Below are 16495 nucleotides of genomic sequence, written 5' to 3'. Positions count from 1 at the left end.
GCGTCGGCGGACTATCGATACGCATGACGTGGCCATGCACAGCGACCATCCTGCATGACACAGGAGACAAACAATGCAGACCCAGGCTTCAAATCACGACGCGCTCGCCAGCGCGATCAGGAAAGCGCGCAACCGGCTGGCGCCGTTCCTCGCGCTGATGTTCGCGCTGTCGATGCTCGACCGCTCGAACGTCGGCTTCGTCAAGCAGGCGCTGATGGTCGATGCGAACATCGGCGACGCGGCGTATGCGCTCGGTGCCGGCATCTTCTTCATCGGCTACGCGGTGTTCGAGATTCCCAGCAACCTGATCATGCATCGCGTGGGCGCGAAGGTCTGGATGAGCCGGATCATGGTGACGTGGGGCCTCGCGTCGGCGGCGATGATGTTCGTCCACAACGAAACGTCGTTCTACCTGCTGCGCTTCATTCTCGGCGTGGCCGAGGCGGGCTTTTCTCCCGGCGTGATCCTGTACTCGACCTACTGGTTTCCGGCGAGCCAGCGCGGCAAGGCGCTCGGCGTCTATTACTTCGGCCTGCCGCTCGCGCTCGTGCTGGGCAGCCCGCTCTCCGGTCTGCTGCTGGACGTGATGGGCGGTCAGCTCGGGCTGCACAACTGGCAATGGATGTTCATCATCGAAGGGATCGCGGCGACGGTGGTCGGCGTCATCGCGTTTTTCTATCTCGTCAGCAAGCCGCGTCACGCGAGCTGGCTCAGCGCCGATGAAAAGGCCGCGCTCGAAGCAGCCATCGCCGCCGAAGACCGTCACAAGGTCGCACACGGTCCCGCCAGCGCGCTCGCGGCGCTGCGCAACTGGCAGGTGATGCGCTTCGTCGCGATCTACTTTGCGATACAGGTCAGCGTCTACGGCGTCATCTTCTATCTGCCGACGCGCCTTTCCCAGTTGACGGGCACGGCCGTCGGTCTGAAAGTCGGTCTGCTAACCGCGATTCCCTGGCTGTGTGCGCTGATCGCGCTGCGCGTCGTGACGGGAATCGCCGATGCCAGCGGCAAACATCGGCAATTCGCGATCGCGATGCTGGTGATGGCCGCTACGGGTATCGCACTGTCGACGCTCGGACACGAGCTCGTCCCCGTGCTGCTGGCCTTCTGTGTCGCCGCCATTGGCTTCGTGGTCGTGCAACCGCTGTTCTGGACGCTTCCCACGGCTTATCTGAGCGGAACGGCAGCAGCAAGCGGTATCGCGCTGATCGGCGCGCTCGGCAATCTCGGCGGCTTTCTCGCGCCGACGCTGAAAACGGCAGTCGAATCGGGCTTCCATAGCCAGCAGGCCGGCATGCTGGCGCTCGCGATCGCGGGCGGCTGCGGCGTGCTCCTGCTGTTGACCATCGGCGCAGCGGCGCGACGTTCGTTTGCGATCGAGCAGGGTTCGTCCGGGTCCGAGAGGGCATGACGGCCTCGCTCTACAGATTTCACTTCCACGTTTTAATTCGATGATCCTTGGACACCATTACATCGCCGGAGAGCGCCATGCGGCCGGCACCCCGTTGCACAGCATCGATGCGATCACGGGCGAGCGCTATGCCGTCAGCTTCCACGAGGCAACGCAAGCCGAAGTGACCGCGGCCGCACAGGCGGCGCAGCAGGCGTTCCCCACCTTTCGCACGACGAGCCCGACCGTGCGCGCCGCGCTTCTCGAAGCGATCGCCGATGAAATCGACGCGCTGGACGCGTCGTTCATCGTCGAAGCGAATCGCGAGACGGCGTTGCCCGTCGCGCGTCTCGAAGGCGAGCGCAAGCGCACGAGCAATCAATTGCGGATGTTCGCCGCCACGGTTCGTCGCGGCGATTTTCTCGACGTTCGTATCGATCGTGCCCAGCCGGAGCGCACGCCGCTGCCGCGTCCCGATCTGCGGCAATATCGCGTCGCCGTGGGCCCCGTGGCCGTGTTCGGCGCCAGCAATTTCCCGATCGCCTTTTCCGTCGCGGGCGGTGATACGGCATCGGCGCTCGCGGCCGGTTGTCCCGTCGTCGTCAAGGCGCATCCGGGCCACATGGTGACATCCGAACTCGTGGCGGACGCGATCATGCGCGCCGTCGCGAAGTCGGGCCTTCCCGCCGGCATCTTCAACATGGTCTACGGCACGGCCGCGACGGGCGCGGCGCTCGTGAAGGCGCCGCAGATCAAGGCCGTGGGCTTCACCGGCTCGCTCGCTGCGGGCCGCGCGCTCTTCGATCTCGCGCAGGCGCGGCCCGAGCCGATCCCCGTCTTCGCTGAGATGTCCAGCGTGAATCCCGTCTTTCTGCTGCCTTCGGCGCTCGCCGAGCGTGGCGCGCAGATCGCGCGGGAACTGGCGGCATCCGTCACGTTCGGCTGCGGCCAGCTCTGCACGAATCCCGGCCTGGTGCTGGGCGTGCGCTCGCCTGCGCTCGATACGTTCAAGGCGGCGTTGCGCGACGCGCTCGAACAGACCGCGCCGCAACCGATGCTCGGCGCGGGCAGTCGCGACAACTTCATGCGCGGCGTGGCGGGACTGCGTGCGTTGCCGGGCGTCGAAGCGCTGCTGGCGGCCGGGCAGGATGAACGCGTCGGCGGACATCTGTTCGTTGCCGGGCGCGACGCATTGCTCGGCGGCGACGCGCTCGAAGAAGAAGTATTCGGTCCTTCGACGATCCTCGTCGAACTCGACGACGAGCGCGATTTCGTCGCCTTCGCCGACAAGATGCAAGGCCAGCTAACCGCGACAGTGCTCGCGAACGGGACCGATCTCGCGCAGCAAGCCGCGTTGCTCGCGGCGCTGGAGACCAAGGTCGGACGACTGCTCTTCAACGGCTATCCGACGGGCGTGGAAGTGAGCGATGCAATCGTCCACGGCGGACCTTATCCTGCTACGACGGATGCGCGCGGCACGTCGGTGGGCAGCGCCGCCATCGAGCGCTTCCTGCGCCCCGTGTGCTACCAGAACTATCCCGACGCCAGCCTTCCCCCCGCTTTGCGCGATGCGAATCCGTGGAACCTGCCACGCCTCGTCGACGGCGTAGCGACAAGCGGCACGATGTCCGTCGACACCTGCACGGAGGCCATCTGATGCCTACGACCACGGAATTTGCAGCGGGCGCACCGCTTGCCACGCTTGCCGCATCGACGGAGCCCATCATCCGGCTGCATCCCGCTGACGATGTCGTGATCGCGCGGCATCAGCTGGTTGCGGGCATGCGTCTGGGCGATGGCGTCACGGTGCGCGGCCTGATTCCCGCTGGACACAAGGTCGCGGTTCGCGCTGTCGAAACGGGCGCGCCCTTGCGACGCTACGGGCAGATCATCGGATTCGCGACGCGCGCCATTGCGTCGGGCGAGCACGTGCACACGCATAACCTCGCAATCGGTTCATTCGAACGCGACTATGCGTTCGGCGCCGACATCCGGCCGACCGCGCACATAAGGCCGCCCGCGCAATTTCAGGGCATCGTCCGCAGCGATGGCCGCGTGGCGACGCGCAACTACATCGGCATTCTCACGTCGGTGAACTGCTCGGCCACGGCCGCGCGTGCGATCGCCGATCACTTTCGGCGCGACATCAACCCGCAGGCGCTCGCCGACTATCCGAACGTCGATGGCGTCGTGGCCCTCACGCATGGCCAGGGCTGTGCGATCGATGCGAACGGCGAAGCACTCGACGTGCTTCGGCGCACGATCGGCGGCTACGCGCGCCATCCGAACTTTGCGGCTGTGCTGATCGTGGGGCTCGGCTGCGAGACCAACCAGATCGACGGGCTGATGCAGGGGCAAGGACTGGAAGGAGGCGCATCGCTGAAGACGCTGACGATCCAGAGCAGCGGCGGCACCGCGCGCACGGTCGCCGCGGGCATCGAGCAGATCAAGGCCATGCTCGCCGACGCGAATCAGGTACAGCGTCAAGCCGTCGACGCAAGTCACCTGGTGATCGGCCTGCAATGCGGCGGCTCCGATGGCTACTCGGGCATCAGCGCGAATCCCGCTTTGGGCGCAGCCGTGGACCGGCTCGTCGCGCACGGCGGCACGGGCATTCTTTCCGAAACGCCGGAGATCTATGGCGCCGAGCATCTGCTCACGCGCCGTGCCGTCTCGCAGGCAGTCGGCGAAAAACTGATCGCCCGCATACGATGGTGGGAAGCGTACTGCGCGCGGATGGACGCGAGTCTCGACAACAACCCGTCGGCGGGCAACAAGGCGGGCGGGCTGACGACGATCCTCGAAAAGTCGCTTGGCGCGGTGGCCAAGGGCGGCACGACAAATCTGGTTGACGTGTACCGCTATGCCGAGCACGTCGATGCACGAGGTCTCGTGTTCATGGACACGCCCGGCTACGATCCCGTCTCCGCCACAGGTCAGGTTGCGGGCGGCGCGAACCTGATCTGCTTTACGACAGGACGCGGATCGGCTTATGGATGCGCGCCGTCGCCATCGTTGAAGCTCGGGACCAACACGGCGCTCTGGCAGCGGCAGCAGGAAGATATCGATCTGAACTGCGGCGCGGTCGTCGACGGTACACGCAGCGTCGATGAGTTGGGCGAGGAGATTTTCCGGCTGATGCTCGCGACCGCTTCCGGCGAGAAGTCGAAGAGCGAGTTGCATGGCTATGGACAGAATGAGTTCGTGCCCTGGCAACTCGGGGCTATCACCTGAGTTTGGCTTTCGTCGGCGTTCGGGCGCTGTCCGAATGCCGATTGAAACCCGGTTTATCAAATAGCACGAGGTGAATCGAAAATGCTAAAGGGAATCTCTCCGCTATTGTCGCCGGATCTGCTCTTTACGCTAGCCTCGATGGGTCACGGCGACGAGATCGCGCTGGTCGATGCCAACTTCCCCGCAGCCTCTCACGCGCGTCAGTTGATCCGGTTGCCGTCTTGCACATCGGCGGAACTCGCGAACGAGGTGCTGCGTCTTTTCCCGCTAGACGAGGCAGTGCCCTGCGCCGCATGGATCATGACGCCGATCGATCCGTTGTCCGCGCCTCCGCCCGCAACGCTCGACCTTCAGCGCGTGTTGAAGCTCCACGGCGCCCCCGAAGCCGAGGGGCTAGCGCGCAATGAGTTCTACGCGCGAGCGAAAGCCGGCTTTGCGATTGTGCAGACGGGCGAGACGCGGCCCTACGGCAATCTGCTGCTCAAGAAAGGGGTCGTGCCGCCAGTGGCCGGTTGAACCTGTTGAGTCTCTTGCAAGCACACGACAAAGCCTGCACTCGAATTTGCAGCGTGCTGCAGCGCTTCAAGCGTGCCGGATATCACACGGAGGCCGCGGCATCGGCTCTTCGTCGACGAATGCGGTACCGCACTTCACGGCAAACGCGAATGCCGATTGCCGGTTCGCAAAATGCCCCAGATCGCCAAGCGAGGTGAGTTCGCCATCTTCCTCGAGAATGGATACGCGCGCGACAAAAGTATTGCCGCTTCTTGCAACCGCCGGTTGAATCGCTACACCGTGGTGATAGAAGTGCATAACGTCTCCTGGTAGGGGACAGCCTGGTAGAACCCGTTCAAACATCTCCATCGGGATTGCGGCCACCTGTTCCCAGGCGAGCATCACTAAGCTCCTGGGATATAGCGATCCGCATGCGGACGCTGCACGTCTGAGGCAAGCATCTCACTGCGGACGGTGTACGCAAAACCCATGATGCGCGCCGGAAGTGGCACGCACATGACGGGTGATTTTCAGGTGCTCAAGCGAGATTGGTTCGCTCGTCGCTCATCTTCGGAACACATCGCGCGTACAACGAACGGCGATACGCCCGCCGAAAACGCCTTGCGAGATGACTCCGCGGATAAGGGTCCGCGCGAGCTTAGTGTTTTCGGGCAATGGCCTGAAGGACCGATACCCCATGGACTGTGAGACGGGGACGCCGCACTTCGGACGCCAATTTTTCCAGCACTACCGGTTGACGCTCCAGAAGCGTATCCAGTTCTTCGCGACCAAGGTCGATCTGTTCGGGCGCAGCCTTGACCAGCATGAGAGTAGCGAATTCGTGAGGGCTCAGCATGTTTGTCTCGCTCCGTATTATCTGGACTAAACGTTACCTGCAAGCATTAATTACCCATCGATGCAAAAGGCCGTTTGATATTTCGGTAGTTTGTTCCAGTCTTTTATTGTCCGGCCTGCGACTTCGGTAGCTCGGGCCGGGCCCCAAATGTTAAATCGGAATTCCGGACGGCACCGCATGAAAATAATGCATTAGAACCACATCGTTGATAGAGCGTTTTTCGTCATACAAAGATCTGCTGCAACCGCTGCCCGACGCGCTTTTTGGGCTGCGCGACCAAGAAAGGCAAAGAGATCCCCGAGAACCTGAATACCCCTTCCCCACAATTCACTGAATTCCAGATTCAAAAGAAGCTCATTGATTTCGCGCGCTTTTTGCACTGAATTAATTCTTTCTTTTTCGAATTTTCGCGCAAGGCTCTGCCACCTTTAGTTATCCAGATTTTCTTGCGCACTCTGGCCTGGGTATATGGGTTTTCTCCAAATCGGTTCTCTCGCATCACGTCCCCACGAATCGCTCACCGAGTCGAGTCCGTCACGCGTGGGGCGCAGACCAGCTCTGTTGGATCGGACCAGACAGCGGGACCGGGAAGTGTTAGCCGGCAGCCGGATATCGGCACTCCTCGGGTTCGCCGGAAGAGGTTGCCATCGAGCCCGAATCTTCTTTATTTTTCAGGGCTTACGTTGCCCCCGAGCCCGATAGATCCCGCTTGGCACAACCCGTGCGTTTGCAGCGATGGGCGCGACAACGACCGGTTCCTTGCTTTCGCTGCGGCGTCAGCAATATTGCCTGGGATTCCAGCGATTGTTCGTTCAAGCCTCTCTGTCTGCGCGCGGCGGGCATTTGCATCATTCCATCAACGTTGAATCGCGCGCCCCAATGATCCTGATCCGGTTGCATTCGGGCATTCAATTATTCATATAGGACTACCTATGAACACGAAACTTATCGCCACTCTGCTGATTGCAAGCTCCGCCTCGTTGACCGCACCCGCTTTCGCAAGCGGCTACGGCCCCGCGCCGTACTATCGCCCCGATGACGGCGGACCTGCATCGCAACGCGGTCAAAGCGCTCAAACGTTGTCCGTGGAAGAAGCCCAGGCACGCATGATGGACGAACGCCATGGGGGTGTCGGCGGGAACGAGCCCGCTCAATACGAGTCGGGTGGCCCGTCGATGGCCGATAACGCCAACCCGATGTATCGCGGCAATTGATCAGCCGGTCGCGGGGCGCAGGTCCGCCAGCGCCCCGCACCGCACTGAACCGCACTGCTCAACACCCGTCACTTCGCGTCCGGGTACCGACTGTCGACGCCTGCGCGAAACCTGACTGCTTTCCCTGCAATTCCCGCTCGATCGAAACACCCGCCCGCCGTTCATTCGGCACAATGGGCCGCCCTCCCGCGCCTCGCTCTGACTGCACGTGATTTGCAGTTCAACCGGGGTTTGCCGCAAACGGACCAGGAGCATAATCTTCAAATAATGGCGCTCGGCATGGGACGGGAGTATGCGCTGCGCAAACTGCGGATTCGAAAATCTCACCGGGGCGCAATTCTGCGAAGCGTGCGGGGCCGTGCTGTCGCGCACATGTCCGCGCTGCGGCCATGAGGCGAGTCCCTCGGCCAGATTCTGCAATGCATGCGGCGCCCCGCTGACGGATGCATCCGCGGCGCCTGTCCCGCGTCCGCAGTCTGTCTCGTCGCCGTCTCCGGCGCCTATCCATTACACGCCGCACCACCTCGCCGAACGCATCCTGGCCGAACAGGCCGCGATGGATGCGCGGGGCGAAACGGCCGGCGAGCGCAAGACCATCACCGCGCTGTTCGCGGACATGGCCGGCTCCACCGCCTTGATCCACGACCTGGACCCGGAGGAGGCCCATCGCCTCATCGACCCCGTCGTCGCGCTGATGATGGAAGCCGTTCACTACTATGAAGGCTATGTGGCGAAGTCACTCGGCGACGGCATCCTTGCGCTGTTCGGCGCGCCCATCGCCCATGAGGACCATCCGCAGCGCGCGCTCTTCGCGGCGCTGCGCATGCAGGCAGCGATGCGCCGCCACGCCGACCGCATCCGTCTGGAGAAAGGGATTCCGCTGCAGATCCGCGTCGGCGTCCATACGGGCGAAGTCGTCGTGCGTTCGATCCGCACAGATGACCTGCACACCGATTACGATCCCGTCGGTCATACGATCCACATTGCGTCGCGGATGGAGGGCATTGCCGCCCCCACGTCCATTCTGGTCAGCGAGTCCACCCATAAGCTGGCCGAAGGCTATTTCGAGTTCAAGTCATTGGGAGCGATCCAACTGAAGGGCATCCCCGCGCCGCTGTCGGTGTATGAAGTTGTCGGCCCCGGCGCGCTGCGCACACGCCTGCAATTGGCAGCGCATCGCGGACTGGCCCGGTTCGTCGGCCGCGACGTCGAAATGGAGCACTTGAACAGGGCGCTTGAGATGACCCGTGACGGGCGTGGACAGGTCGTCGGCGTGGTCGGTGAAGCAGGTGTCGGGAAGTCGCGGCTGTTCCATGAATTCAAGGAGCGTTCGCGACACGGCTGTCTGGTGCTCGAAACGTTCTCGGTATCGCACGGCAAGGCTTTTGCCAATTTGCCGCTGATCGAGCTGCTGAAGAACTATTTCCAGATCACCGCGCGGGACGACGAGCGTCGATGTCGCGAGAAGATGATGGGCAAGGCGCTCATACTCCAACGCAGCTTCGAAGGTCTCGTGCCTTACCTGCTCTTTCTGCTGGGCATCGGCGAGCCCGGTTCGGCACTGGAGGAGATGGACCCCAGGATCCGGCGGGACCGGACCTTCGACGCGATCACGCAACTCCTCGCGCGCGAGAGCCAGGACCAGCCGATCGAGTTGCTGTTCGAGGACCTGCAATGGCTGGACAGCGAAACGGAAGCCTTCCTCGCCTACCTGATCGAACGCGTGCCGAAAACGCGCATTCTGCTTCTCGTCAACTATCGGCCCGAGTACCGGCCCGGTTGGCAACACGAGAATCAATACACGCGGCTACGGCTCGAACCGCTGGGTCCCGCCGAAGCACAGGGACTGCTTGCAGCGCTGCTCGGCGATGACCCGGGCCTCGCGCCGCTCAAGCAGCTGATCCTGGAGAAGACGGAAGGCAATCCGTTCTTCATGGAGGAAGTGGTCCAGACGCTCGCGGAGGAAAAATCGCTGCTCGGCGAGCCGGGCCACTACCGGATCGAGCGCCCCCCTGCCGCGTTGCATATTCCGACGACCGTCGAGGGCGTCCTCGCGGGCCGTATCGATCGGCTCCCCGTCGCCGAGAAGGAACTGCTGCAGACGCTCGCTGTGATCGGCAAGGAATTTTCGTTCAGCCTGGTGCGGCTCATCTGCGGCGATCAGATCGCGCGTGCGGACAACGATCTGCGCCAGCTTCTCTCCCATCTGGAGGCCGCCGAGTTCATTTACGAGCGGCCCGCGTTTCCGGAGGTGGATTATTCGTTCAAGCATGCGCTGACTCAGGAAGTCGCCGGGCACTCGCTGCTCACCGAGCGGCGCAGCGCGCTGCACGAGCGAACGGCGCAGGCAATCGAGGCGCTGTTTCCCGCCAGCATCGCCGATTACAGCAGCGAACTGGCGCACCACTACAGCTTGAGCGGAAACCTTCCGAAGGCCGTCGAGTATCTGCATCGCGCCGCGCAACTGGCGCTGCGCCATGCATCGCATCTCGACGCGATGCATCACCTGGAAGCGGCGCTGACGTTGCTCGAGCGTCTGCCCGACTCACCGGAGCGCAGGCAAAGGGAACTGGCGTTGCGGCTCTCATTGGGGCCGGCGTTGATGTCCGTGCGGGGCTACGGCACGCCGGAGGTTGCTGCGGCCTATACCCGCGCGCTGGCGTTATGCGAGCAGACGGGCGACGCGACGCAGCGCTTCGCAGCGCAACTGGGCCTGAGAATCCATTTCATGACGCACGGAGAGTACGCGAAGGCGCGCGAACTGGGTAAGGAGATGCTCGACGTGGCGCGGCATGCAAAGGACCCGGCCCTGCTCGTCGAGGCCCATGGCGCGCTTGGCGCATGCCTGTTCCTGCAAGGGGGCCTCGCCGATGCACGCAACCATGCCGAACAGGCGCTCGCGATCTACGATCCGGAGCAGCATCAGGCCCATGTGTTCTCGCACGGCGTGGACCCCGGCATCCGGGCGCTGAACTTCCTCGCGCTGACCTTGTGGCTTCAGGGATACCCCGATCAGGCGCGCAAGCGCTGCCAGGAGGCGCTTGCCCTCGCGCATAAGCTCGCCCACGGGCCGAATGTGGCATTCGCCCTCGCCTACGCGGCCGAGTTGCATCAGCTTCGGCGCGAATCGTCGCTGGCCCGCGAGCATGCCGAAGCCATCATCACGCTGTCGACCGAACAGGGATTGCCCTACTGGCTCGCGTGGGGAACCATTTTCTGCGGCTGGGTGATGAGCGAGCGGGGAAATATCCACGAGGGCATCGCCCAGATGCGGCGAGGCCTCGACGCCGACCGCGCGGCCGGTGGCGAAGACCATCGCTCGTATTTTCTGGCGCTCCTCGCCGACAGCTACGGGCGCGCGGGTGACACGGCGAGCGGCCTCGGCGCACTCGAAGAGGCAATGGCGATCGTCGAAAAGTCGAACGAGCATTGGTACGAGGCGGAACTGTATCGGCTCAAGGGCGACCTGTTGCTTCGCAAAAATGGCGACGATCGCACATCGGCTCGCCGTGACGAAGCCGAACACTGTTTTCGCAAAGCGCTCGACGTGTCTCGCCGTCTGGGCGCGAGATCGCTCGAGTTGCGCGCTGCGTCGAGCCTCGCCCGTCTGTGGCAAGACGAGGGCAAGGCGGACGACGCACGGCAGGTGTTGTCCCAGGTGTACGACGGCCTGTCGGAGGGCTTCGATACCGCCGATATGCGAGAGGCCAAAGCATTGCTCGATGCACTGGCGCCGGGCACAGGATGACGGACCCTGATCGAGCCTTGATCGGGCCTTGATCAGCCGATACCGCCGGCAAGTCGAGCGGCGCATCGGCGCGAGACTGGCTGGCGCACCGTGCCGGATGCGCAACACGATTCGCAGCGACCGACGAGACAGAAAATGACGACGAAGAACACAAGACCTCAAGGCGACGACACGGTCAAGCCGGTCGCGCTGGCGTTGCAGGGCGGCGGGATGCACGGCGCGTATACGTGGGGCGTGCTCGACCGGCTGCTCGAAGACGACCGACTGACGATCGAGGGCGTGAGCGCGACCAGCGCCGGCGCGATGAATGCCACGGTGCTCGCGTACGGCCTGTCGAAAGGCGGCGCGGACGGTGCGCGCAAGGCGCTGCACGACTTCTGGCGCGCTGTCTCGCATTCCGCCGACCGCTACAACCCGCTGCGCTGGGCGCCCTGGCTGAAAGGGACGCACAGCTTCGGGCTCGATCACTCGCCGCTCTACGCGTTTGCCGACATGATGCTGCGCGTCTTCTCGCCGTACCAGTTCAATCCAAACAATCTGAATCCGCTGCGCGAGGTGCTCGAAAACCAGGTCGACTTCGCCGCATTGCGCAAGCACTGCCCCATCCGTCTCTTCCTGTGCGCGACCAACGTGGAGACGGGGAAGATCCGCCTCTTCACGGGCGACGATGTCTGTGTGGACGCCGTGCTCGCGTCCGCGTGCGTGCCGACGCTGTTCCAGGCGATCTCCATCGACGGCGAGCACTACTGGGACGGCGGCTACATGGGCAACCCTGCCATCTACCCGCTGATCTACAACTGCAACACGCGCGACATCGTGATCGTCCACATCAATCCGCTCATTCGCCGGGGTGTGCCGACGTCGGCCGCCGAGATTCTCAATCGCATCAACGAAATCAGCTTCAACTCGTCGCTGATGCGTGAAATGCGAGCGGTCGCATTCGTGACCGAGCTGATCCAGCAAGGCAAGATCGAGCGCGGCGAGATGAAGGAAATGCTGATCCATTCCATTCGATCCGACGACGCGATGTGCACGCTGAGCGTGTCCAGCAAGTACAACGCCGATTGGGATTTCCTGTGCGGGCTGCACGACAAGGGAAGGCACGAGGCGGACATGTGGCTCATGCATCACTACCGCAACATCGGGCAACGATCGAGCATCGACATTCGCAGGGAGTTTCTTTGACCATCGCGACGCGTTCGCCGCAGGACAGCGACGCCGCGTTGCGTGCCGCACCGAACGAGTGCGCGTCGGTACATGACGGGAATCGAACGGAATGACGCAAACCCAGTCGCGCTTCATCGCATTGTGGTCACGCAGCGGCGGCGTGCGTGCCGAGGCCGCATGCGCGGACCTCGCGCAGCGCTATGCGGAACCGGCGCGTCGATATCACACGCTGCTGCACGTGCGCCGCTGCTTGCGCGATTTCGACCAGGCGCGCGACGCGATTCCGCATCCCGATTCCGTCGAGCTAGCACTGTGGTGCCACGACGTGATCTACGCGCCCGGCGCGCGCGACAACGAGCAGCGCAGCGCGAACTGGTTACGGCAATGGGCGGACGGCCGTATCGCGGCAAGTGAGCACATCTGCGACATGATTCTCGCGACGCGGCATACGAACATGCCGGCCGGCCTGGACGAACGTTTCGCATGCGATATCGACCTTGCCGTGCTCGGCGCTTCGCGCAGCCACTTTCGTCGGGACGGGGAACGCCTGCGCGCCGAGCGGCCGGACCTCGACGATCGCGCGTACGACCTGCACGAACGGGCGATCCTGGGCGACCTGCTGGCGCGTCCGCGCATCTATCTCACCGACTTTTTTCACGCTCGCTGCGAAACGCGCGCGCGCAGCAATCTGACATGGCGACTGGGCCTGCCGATGCCGCGATGAACCGGCAAGCCGCATTGCGGCACTTACGTCGTCACGCATTGGATAAGCAATCAGGTCAGCGGCGTGTCATGGCGAACTTACGTCAGGCTCACGCATGAGGCCGATGTCAGCGGGGAACGTGATTCGCCAGGTACCGTGCAGATGCGGGCAGGCGTCGCCGAAAGCCGGTACGGCATCCTCAAGACCGGCCAGAAGGTGCCATTGGCGTCGCGCGCGACGCTCAGCACGTCCGCGAGAAAATCGCCGTCTGTAATGACTTCGTGCACGCGTGCGACGGGCACCGCGCGTACGCCGGCATCAGCCAGCGCGGCAATGGCGGACGCTCGTGTCAGCGAAGCGCATCGCATCCGCTTTGCGCACTCGACGAGCGCATCCGCCGAAAGACGCTCGTCGCTCTCGATCCACACATGGCCGTCGATGCACATGACGACGATTCCCTCGCGCGCGGGATTGCCCGACGCAAACAGCGCGCACCACGCGGCAACGTCCTGCATCGAAATTTCAACGAACGTCCCCGGCTGTCGCGAAGGCCCGGCGAGATTCGCGACAATGGCGAAGAGCGCCGCCTGCCCGCCGAGAATATCGGCGCCCGATGCGCCGAGCTTGACGGGCTCGCCGTTGCTGCGCGTCAGATCCATCAGACCGCTCATCGCCTGAATGACGGTGTCGAAGGCAGGTCTTGCGCTGTGGCACTCGTCACCATTCTGTCGACCTGAACGGAAAGGTACGGGTGCACAGGGCTTACGCTCGCCGCCTGATGCAACGCAAGCGGCGCAGCGATCGATCAGGTTCACGCCGACGGTTGCGGGACTCGACGCGCACATGAGTCCCGCCCGTATCGCCGGGATACGGACGCCGTCTATGCGCGCATGCGCGATCATCCCGTCAGCGTCGCGGCGGGATTGCATACGCCTTCGCTTCACGACGGCCGTGATAGAGTCGAGTAACCTTCTCTATCGCGTAGCCTTATGTCGCCACGCATCATCGAACAACAGGACATGGAAAGCGCCGCCGAGGCGCACGGTATGGAGATGCCAATTCCGTCGATCGTTCCAGCACAAACCGCTCTGGTGGTCATGCACTATCAGACCGACATCCTTGCGCTATTTCCATCAGTCGCGCCCACTTTGCTCGCCAATACGCGCAAGCTGTGCGACGCCGCGCGGGCCAAAAGCGTCAGTGTCTATTTCGCCAAGATCCACTTTAGTCCGGGCTATCCGGAAGTCAGTCCGTTGAACAGGAACGGCCAGGGAATCAAGCAACTCGGTCTTTTCATCGACGACCAGATCGCGCCGGAACTCGGCCAGCAGGCTACCGAACCGCTCATCATCGCGCATCGCGCCAGCGTGTTCTTTGGTACCGATCTGCAGGCGCGGCTTTGCGCCCAAGGTATCGATACACTGATCATGGTGGGCATTGCGTCGACGGGTGTCGTGCTGTCGTCGGTTGCGTACGCGAGCGATGCGGACTTCCGCCTGTTCACGGTCAAGGATTGCTGCTACGACCCGGATCAGGTCGTGCACGATCATCTTTTTTCAACGGCGTTCGATTCGCGCACAACGGTGCTCTCGCTCGCCGATGCGTTGTCGTTGCTTGCCTAGCGTTTGCTGGCATTTTGATCGTCCTGCAAGCAAAGCAGCCGATGCACTTCGCGCTGTGCGGCTTCGTCAATGGCGGCCTCACGGTAGATCTCTGCCTCACGCCGCGCCGTGAAATCCACACTGCACCTGCCCGGCTACCCATTTGGGTGGTGTGCGCCCTCTCTTCTTCTGTCATTGTGAATCCGTCGTCACCACACTGTCCGCGCGGATAGCCGCGCGATCGATGACGCGACGCGCAAGCAGGTCGCATTGCAACTGGCAGGAGACTTGAAATGGAAACCACATCTTCGAGCGGAAATCCTTTGATGGATTTCTCGGACAATCTGGCAGACATTGCCGGGCGAATCGGAAGAAGTGTCGTGGCAGTACACGGCCGGCATCGCATGCCGTCAAGTGGGGTAATCTGGCGACATGGCGTGGTCGTGACAGCTGCACACACGATCAGGCGTGAGGACGGGATCAAAGTCACGTTGCCCGATGGACGTACAGTCTCCGCACTCCTCGCGGGCCTGGACCCGGGCACCGATATCGGCGTGCTGAAACTGGACGGCGTGGACCTGGACCCAATCGACTCCGGCGATGCACGCTCACTGAAGCCCGGTCATCTTGCGCTCGCCGTCGCGCGCGCGGACGAACTCGGCGTCAGCGCTGATTTCGGCGTGATCGGCAGCACAGGAGGTTCCTGGCGCACATGGAGAGGCGGACAGCTCGATGCGTTCGTGCGACTGGACGGCGGCCTGCGCCCGGGTTTCTCAGGCGCAGCGCTCGCGGATATGCGCGGGCAAGTCATGGGCATCTGCACATCGGCACTGATGCGCGGCGCCGGCATGGTGATTCCCGGCATGACCGTGGAGCGCGTCACCGATGAGCTGTTGGCCAAGGGGCGCGTCGCACGGGGCTATCTTGGCGTCGGCACGCAGCAGGTCAGCCTGCTCGACGCATGGGTCGACAAAATGAGCCTGCCGTTCAGCAGCGGATTGCTGATCAATTCGCTGGCGCCGGGCGGTCCTGCGGAACAGGCGGGCGTGCTGATCGGCGATGTGCTGATCGAACTGGACGGCAAGCCTTGCCGCGACATGAACGACGTGCACGCCGCGCTGGGCTCCGCAAGCATTGGACAGCAGTTGCAAATCGCGTTGATCCGAGGTGGCGAACGCCATGCGTGTTCTATAACGGTGGGCGAACGCCCTCAACGGAATGCGTGCAGATGAGGTCCGGGAAGCGGCGAAATGTCGAATGGACAGAGGGTACACATGGCGCCCGTGAGGGTCGCGGTGATTGCGGCATCGTCGCAGGTGCGCACGAGCCTGCAAACGCTTGTCAAAGCGCTTGTCGAGGCGAACCCGGCACTTGAGTTCCTCGGTAGTGCAGCCGATGCTGAAACACTCGTCGATTGCCTCGCCGGTTCGGTGCCGGATGTGGTCGTGATCGACATCGAGCCGGACGTGAGCGACGCGCTCAAGACGTTATTCGAACTCGCGCACGCGCCACCGGCGCTCGTCCTGTTGAGCGCCGAGACGGACAGTGACTGGATTCTCGATGCACCGCCCGCCGATGCGTTGGCGATCCTGCCGCGCAGTGCGATGCCGGCCGAAATCGTCGCGTCGATCGAAGCCGTCGCCGCGGGCCTTTGCGTGCTGTCGCCCGACATCCTCGCAAAGCTGCTGGCCGAACGAAAACCAGCGCGCGAGACGGCCTCCGGCGAACCGTTCGAAGCGTTGACGTTGCGCGAGATCGAAGTGCTGGCGATGCTCGCCGACGGACTCGGCAACAAGGAGATCGCGCGGCAACTCGACATCTCGGACAACACCGTGAAATTTCACCTCTCCTCCATCTTCGGCAAACTCGGCGCGACCAACCGCACGGAAGCGGTGATGCTCGGAATGCGGCGCGGATTCATCATGGTGTAGACAGACACGACAAGCCTGCCAGGCACATCGAGTCGATTGTTGCTGGCCGGAAACGTTGAACATTTGCACGTACCGTTATCGCGCGAACCGGTATTTGGCGTCTACTATTTCAACGGCGAAAAGCTGGTGCCGCGGCTTCAGTGAGAGGCGGTCGCG

General features: G+C 63.2%; 15 protein-coding genes. 11 read left to right on the top strand and 4 right to left on the bottom strand.

The features are described 5' to 3' along the window. Window positions 1-73 precede the first annotated feature (73 nt). The 4 genes from BMW76_RS20250 (at window position 74) to BMW76_RS20235 (ending at window position 5140) form a co-directional block, all read left to right on the top strand. Window positions 74-1411: an MFS transporter gene (locus BMW76_RS20250; RefSeq protein WP_090868236.1), complete on the top strand. Its 1338-nt coding sequence runs from the start codon at window positions 74-76 to the stop codon at window positions 1409-1411. Window positions 1412-1451: 40 nt separating this feature from the next. Continuing rightward, on the top strand, window positions 1452-3047 hold the full coding sequence (locus tag BMW76_RS20245) for an aldehyde dehydrogenase (NADP(+)) (protein ID WP_090868233.1): 1596 nt from the start codon (window positions 1452-1454) through the stop codon (window positions 3045-3047). Continuing rightward, window positions 3047-4624, top strand: a complete 1578-nt coding sequence (locus BMW76_RS20240) for a UxaA family hydrolase (protein WP_090868231.1) — start codon at window positions 3047-3049, stop codon at window positions 4622-4624. The genes BMW76_RS20245 and BMW76_RS20240 overlap by 1 nt, the downstream gene beginning before the upstream one ends. Window positions 4625-4705: 81 nt before the next feature. Continuing rightward, window positions 4706-5140 carry an RbsD/FucU family protein gene (locus tag BMW76_RS20235; RefSeq protein WP_090868229.1) on the top strand — a complete coding sequence of 145 codons (435 nt, stop codon included), beginning with the start codon at window positions 4706-4708 and terminating at the stop codon, window positions 5138-5140. Window positions 5141-5206: 66 nt separating this feature from the next. Here the strand turns inward: BMW76_RS20235 and BMW76_RS20230 are convergent, their stop codons facing one another. From BMW76_RS20230 to BMW76_RS40400, 3 genes are all read right to left on the bottom strand, one after another. Beyond that, window positions 5207-5521 (bottom strand): hypothetical protein, encoded by a 315-nt coding sequence (locus tag BMW76_RS20230; RefSeq protein ID WP_407668985.1) that lies wholly within the window; start codon window positions 5519-5521, stop codon window positions 5207-5209. A 256-nt stretch (window positions 5522-5777) separates the two neighbouring features. Further along, window positions 5778-5975 (bottom strand): hypothetical protein, encoded by a 198-nt coding sequence (locus BMW76_RS20225; RefSeq protein WP_090868225.1) that lies wholly within the window; start codon window positions 5973-5975, stop codon window positions 5778-5780. A gap of 191 nt (window positions 5976-6166) precedes the next feature. After that, window positions 6167-6355, bottom strand: coding sequence for a hypothetical protein (locus tag BMW76_RS40400; RefSeq protein ID WP_143062287.1), 189 nt, complete (start codon window positions 6353-6355; stop codon window positions 6167-6169). Between the two features lie 552 nt (window positions 6356-6907). Here BMW76_RS40400 and BMW76_RS20220 point away from each other — a divergent pair. From BMW76_RS20220 to BMW76_RS20205, 4 genes are all read left to right on the top strand, one after another. After that, entirely contained in the window at window positions 6908-7189 is a 282-nt protein-coding gene (locus BMW76_RS20220; RefSeq protein WP_090868223.1) for a hypothetical protein, read from the top strand. Window positions 7190-7481: 292 nt separating this feature from the next. Then, window positions 7482-10937 carry an adenylate/guanylate cyclase domain-containing protein gene (locus BMW76_RS20215; protein WP_090868221.1) on the top strand — a complete coding sequence of 1152 codons (3456 nt, stop codon included), beginning with the start codon at window positions 7482-7484 and terminating at the stop codon, window positions 10935-10937. Window positions 10938-11072: 135 nt separating this feature from the next. Beyond that, window positions 11073-12122, top strand: a complete 1050-nt coding sequence (locus BMW76_RS20210; protein WP_090868219.1) for a patatin-like phospholipase family protein — start codon at window positions 11073-11075, stop codon at window positions 12120-12122. Between the two features lie 91 nt (window positions 12123-12213). Continuing rightward, on the top strand, window positions 12214-12828 hold the full coding sequence (locus tag BMW76_RS20205) for an HD domain-containing protein (RefSeq protein ID WP_090868217.1): 615 nt from the start codon (window positions 12214-12216) through the stop codon (window positions 12826-12828). 77 nt (window positions 12829-12905) lie between these two features. Here BMW76_RS20205 and BMW76_RS20200 read toward each other — a convergent pair whose 3' ends face one another. Beyond that, a complete protein-coding gene (locus BMW76_RS20200) occupies window positions 12906-13652 on the bottom strand; it encodes a CoA transferase (protein WP_281248537.1) in 747 nt (248 codons plus the stop codon). Window positions 13653-13826: 174 nt separating this feature from the next. Here BMW76_RS20200 and BMW76_RS20195 point away from each other — a divergent pair, with 174 nt between their 5' ends. The 3 genes from BMW76_RS20195 to BMW76_RS20185 all read left to right on the top strand — a co-directional run bounded on the left by BMW76_RS20195 (window position 13827) and on the right by BMW76_RS20185 (window position 16339). Next, window positions 13827-14429, top strand: coding sequence for an isochorismatase family cysteine hydrolase (locus tag BMW76_RS20195; RefSeq protein ID WP_090868336.1), 603 nt, complete (start codon window positions 13827-13829; stop codon window positions 14427-14429). A gap of 305 nt (window positions 14430-14734) precedes the next feature. After that, window positions 14735-15640 (top strand): S1C family serine protease, encoded by a 906-nt coding sequence (locus tag BMW76_RS20190; protein ID WP_090868213.1) that lies wholly within the window; start codon window positions 14735-14737, stop codon window positions 15638-15640. 18 nt (window positions 15641-15658) lie between these two features. Beyond that, entirely contained in the window at window positions 15659-16339 is a 681-nt protein-coding gene (locus BMW76_RS20185; RefSeq protein WP_090868211.1) for a LuxR C-terminal-related transcriptional regulator, read from the top strand. Window positions 16340-16495 lie beyond the last annotated feature (156 nt).

The sequence above is a fragment of the Paraburkholderia diazotrophica genome, from assembly GCF_900108945.1.
Lineage (GTDB): Bacteria > Pseudomonadota > Gammaproteobacteria > Burkholderiales > Burkholderiaceae > Paraburkholderia > Paraburkholderia diazotrophica.
The sequence above is the reverse complement of the archived record's forward strand: the minus strand, read 5'-3'. Positions and strand labels throughout refer to the sequence as shown.

Coding starts and splice junctions, on each gene's coding strand:
- BMW76_RS20200 (WP_281248537.1), bottom strand. CDS start 13,652: ATGTGCGCGTCGAGTCCCGCAACCGTCGGCGTGAACCTGATCGATCGC.
- BMW76_RS20250 (WP_090868236.1), top strand. CDS start 74: ATGCAGACCCAGGCTTCAAATCACGACGCGCTCGCCAGCGCGATCAGG.
- BMW76_RS20235 (WP_090868229.1), top strand. CDS start 4,706: ATGCTAAAGGGAATCTCTCCGCTATTGTCGCCGGATCTGCTCTTTACG.
- BMW76_RS20185 (WP_090868211.1), top strand. CDS start 15,659: ATGTCGAATGGACAGAGGGTACACATGGCGCCCGTGAGGGTCGCGGTG.
- BMW76_RS20205 (WP_090868217.1), top strand. CDS start 12,214: ATGACGCAAACCCAGTCGCGCTTCATCGCATTGTGGTCACGCAGCGGC.
- BMW76_RS20215 (WP_090868221.1), top strand. CDS start 7,482: ATGCGCTGCGCAAACTGCGGATTCGAAAATCTCACCGGGGCGCAATTC.
- BMW76_RS20225 (WP_090868225.1), bottom strand. CDS start 5,975: ATGCTGAGCCCTCACGAATTCGCTACTCTCATGCTGGTCAAGGCTGCG.
- BMW76_RS20220 (WP_090868223.1), top strand. CDS start 6,908: ATGAACACGAAACTTATCGCCACTCTGCTGATTGCAAGCTCCGCCTCG.
- BMW76_RS20230 (WP_407668985.1), bottom strand. CDS start 5,521: ATGCTCGCCTGGGAACAGGTGGCCGCAATCCCGATGGAGATGTTTGAA.
- BMW76_RS20195 (WP_090868336.1), top strand. CDS start 13,827: ATGGAAAGCGCCGCCGAGGCGCACGGTATGGAGATGCCAATTCCGTCG.
- BMW76_RS20210 (WP_090868219.1), top strand. CDS start 11,073: ATGACGACGAAGAACACAAGACCTCAAGGCGACGACACGGTCAAGCCG.
- BMW76_RS20240 (WP_090868231.1), top strand. CDS start 3,047: ATGCCTACGACCACGGAATTTGCAGCGGGCGCACCGCTTGCCACGCTT.
- BMW76_RS20190 (WP_090868213.1), top strand. CDS start 14,735: ATGGATTTCTCGGACAATCTGGCAGACATTGCCGGGCGAATCGGAAGA.
- BMW76_RS20245 (WP_090868233.1), top strand. CDS start 1,452: ATGATCCTTGGACACCATTACATCGCCGGAGAGCGCCATGCGGCCGGC.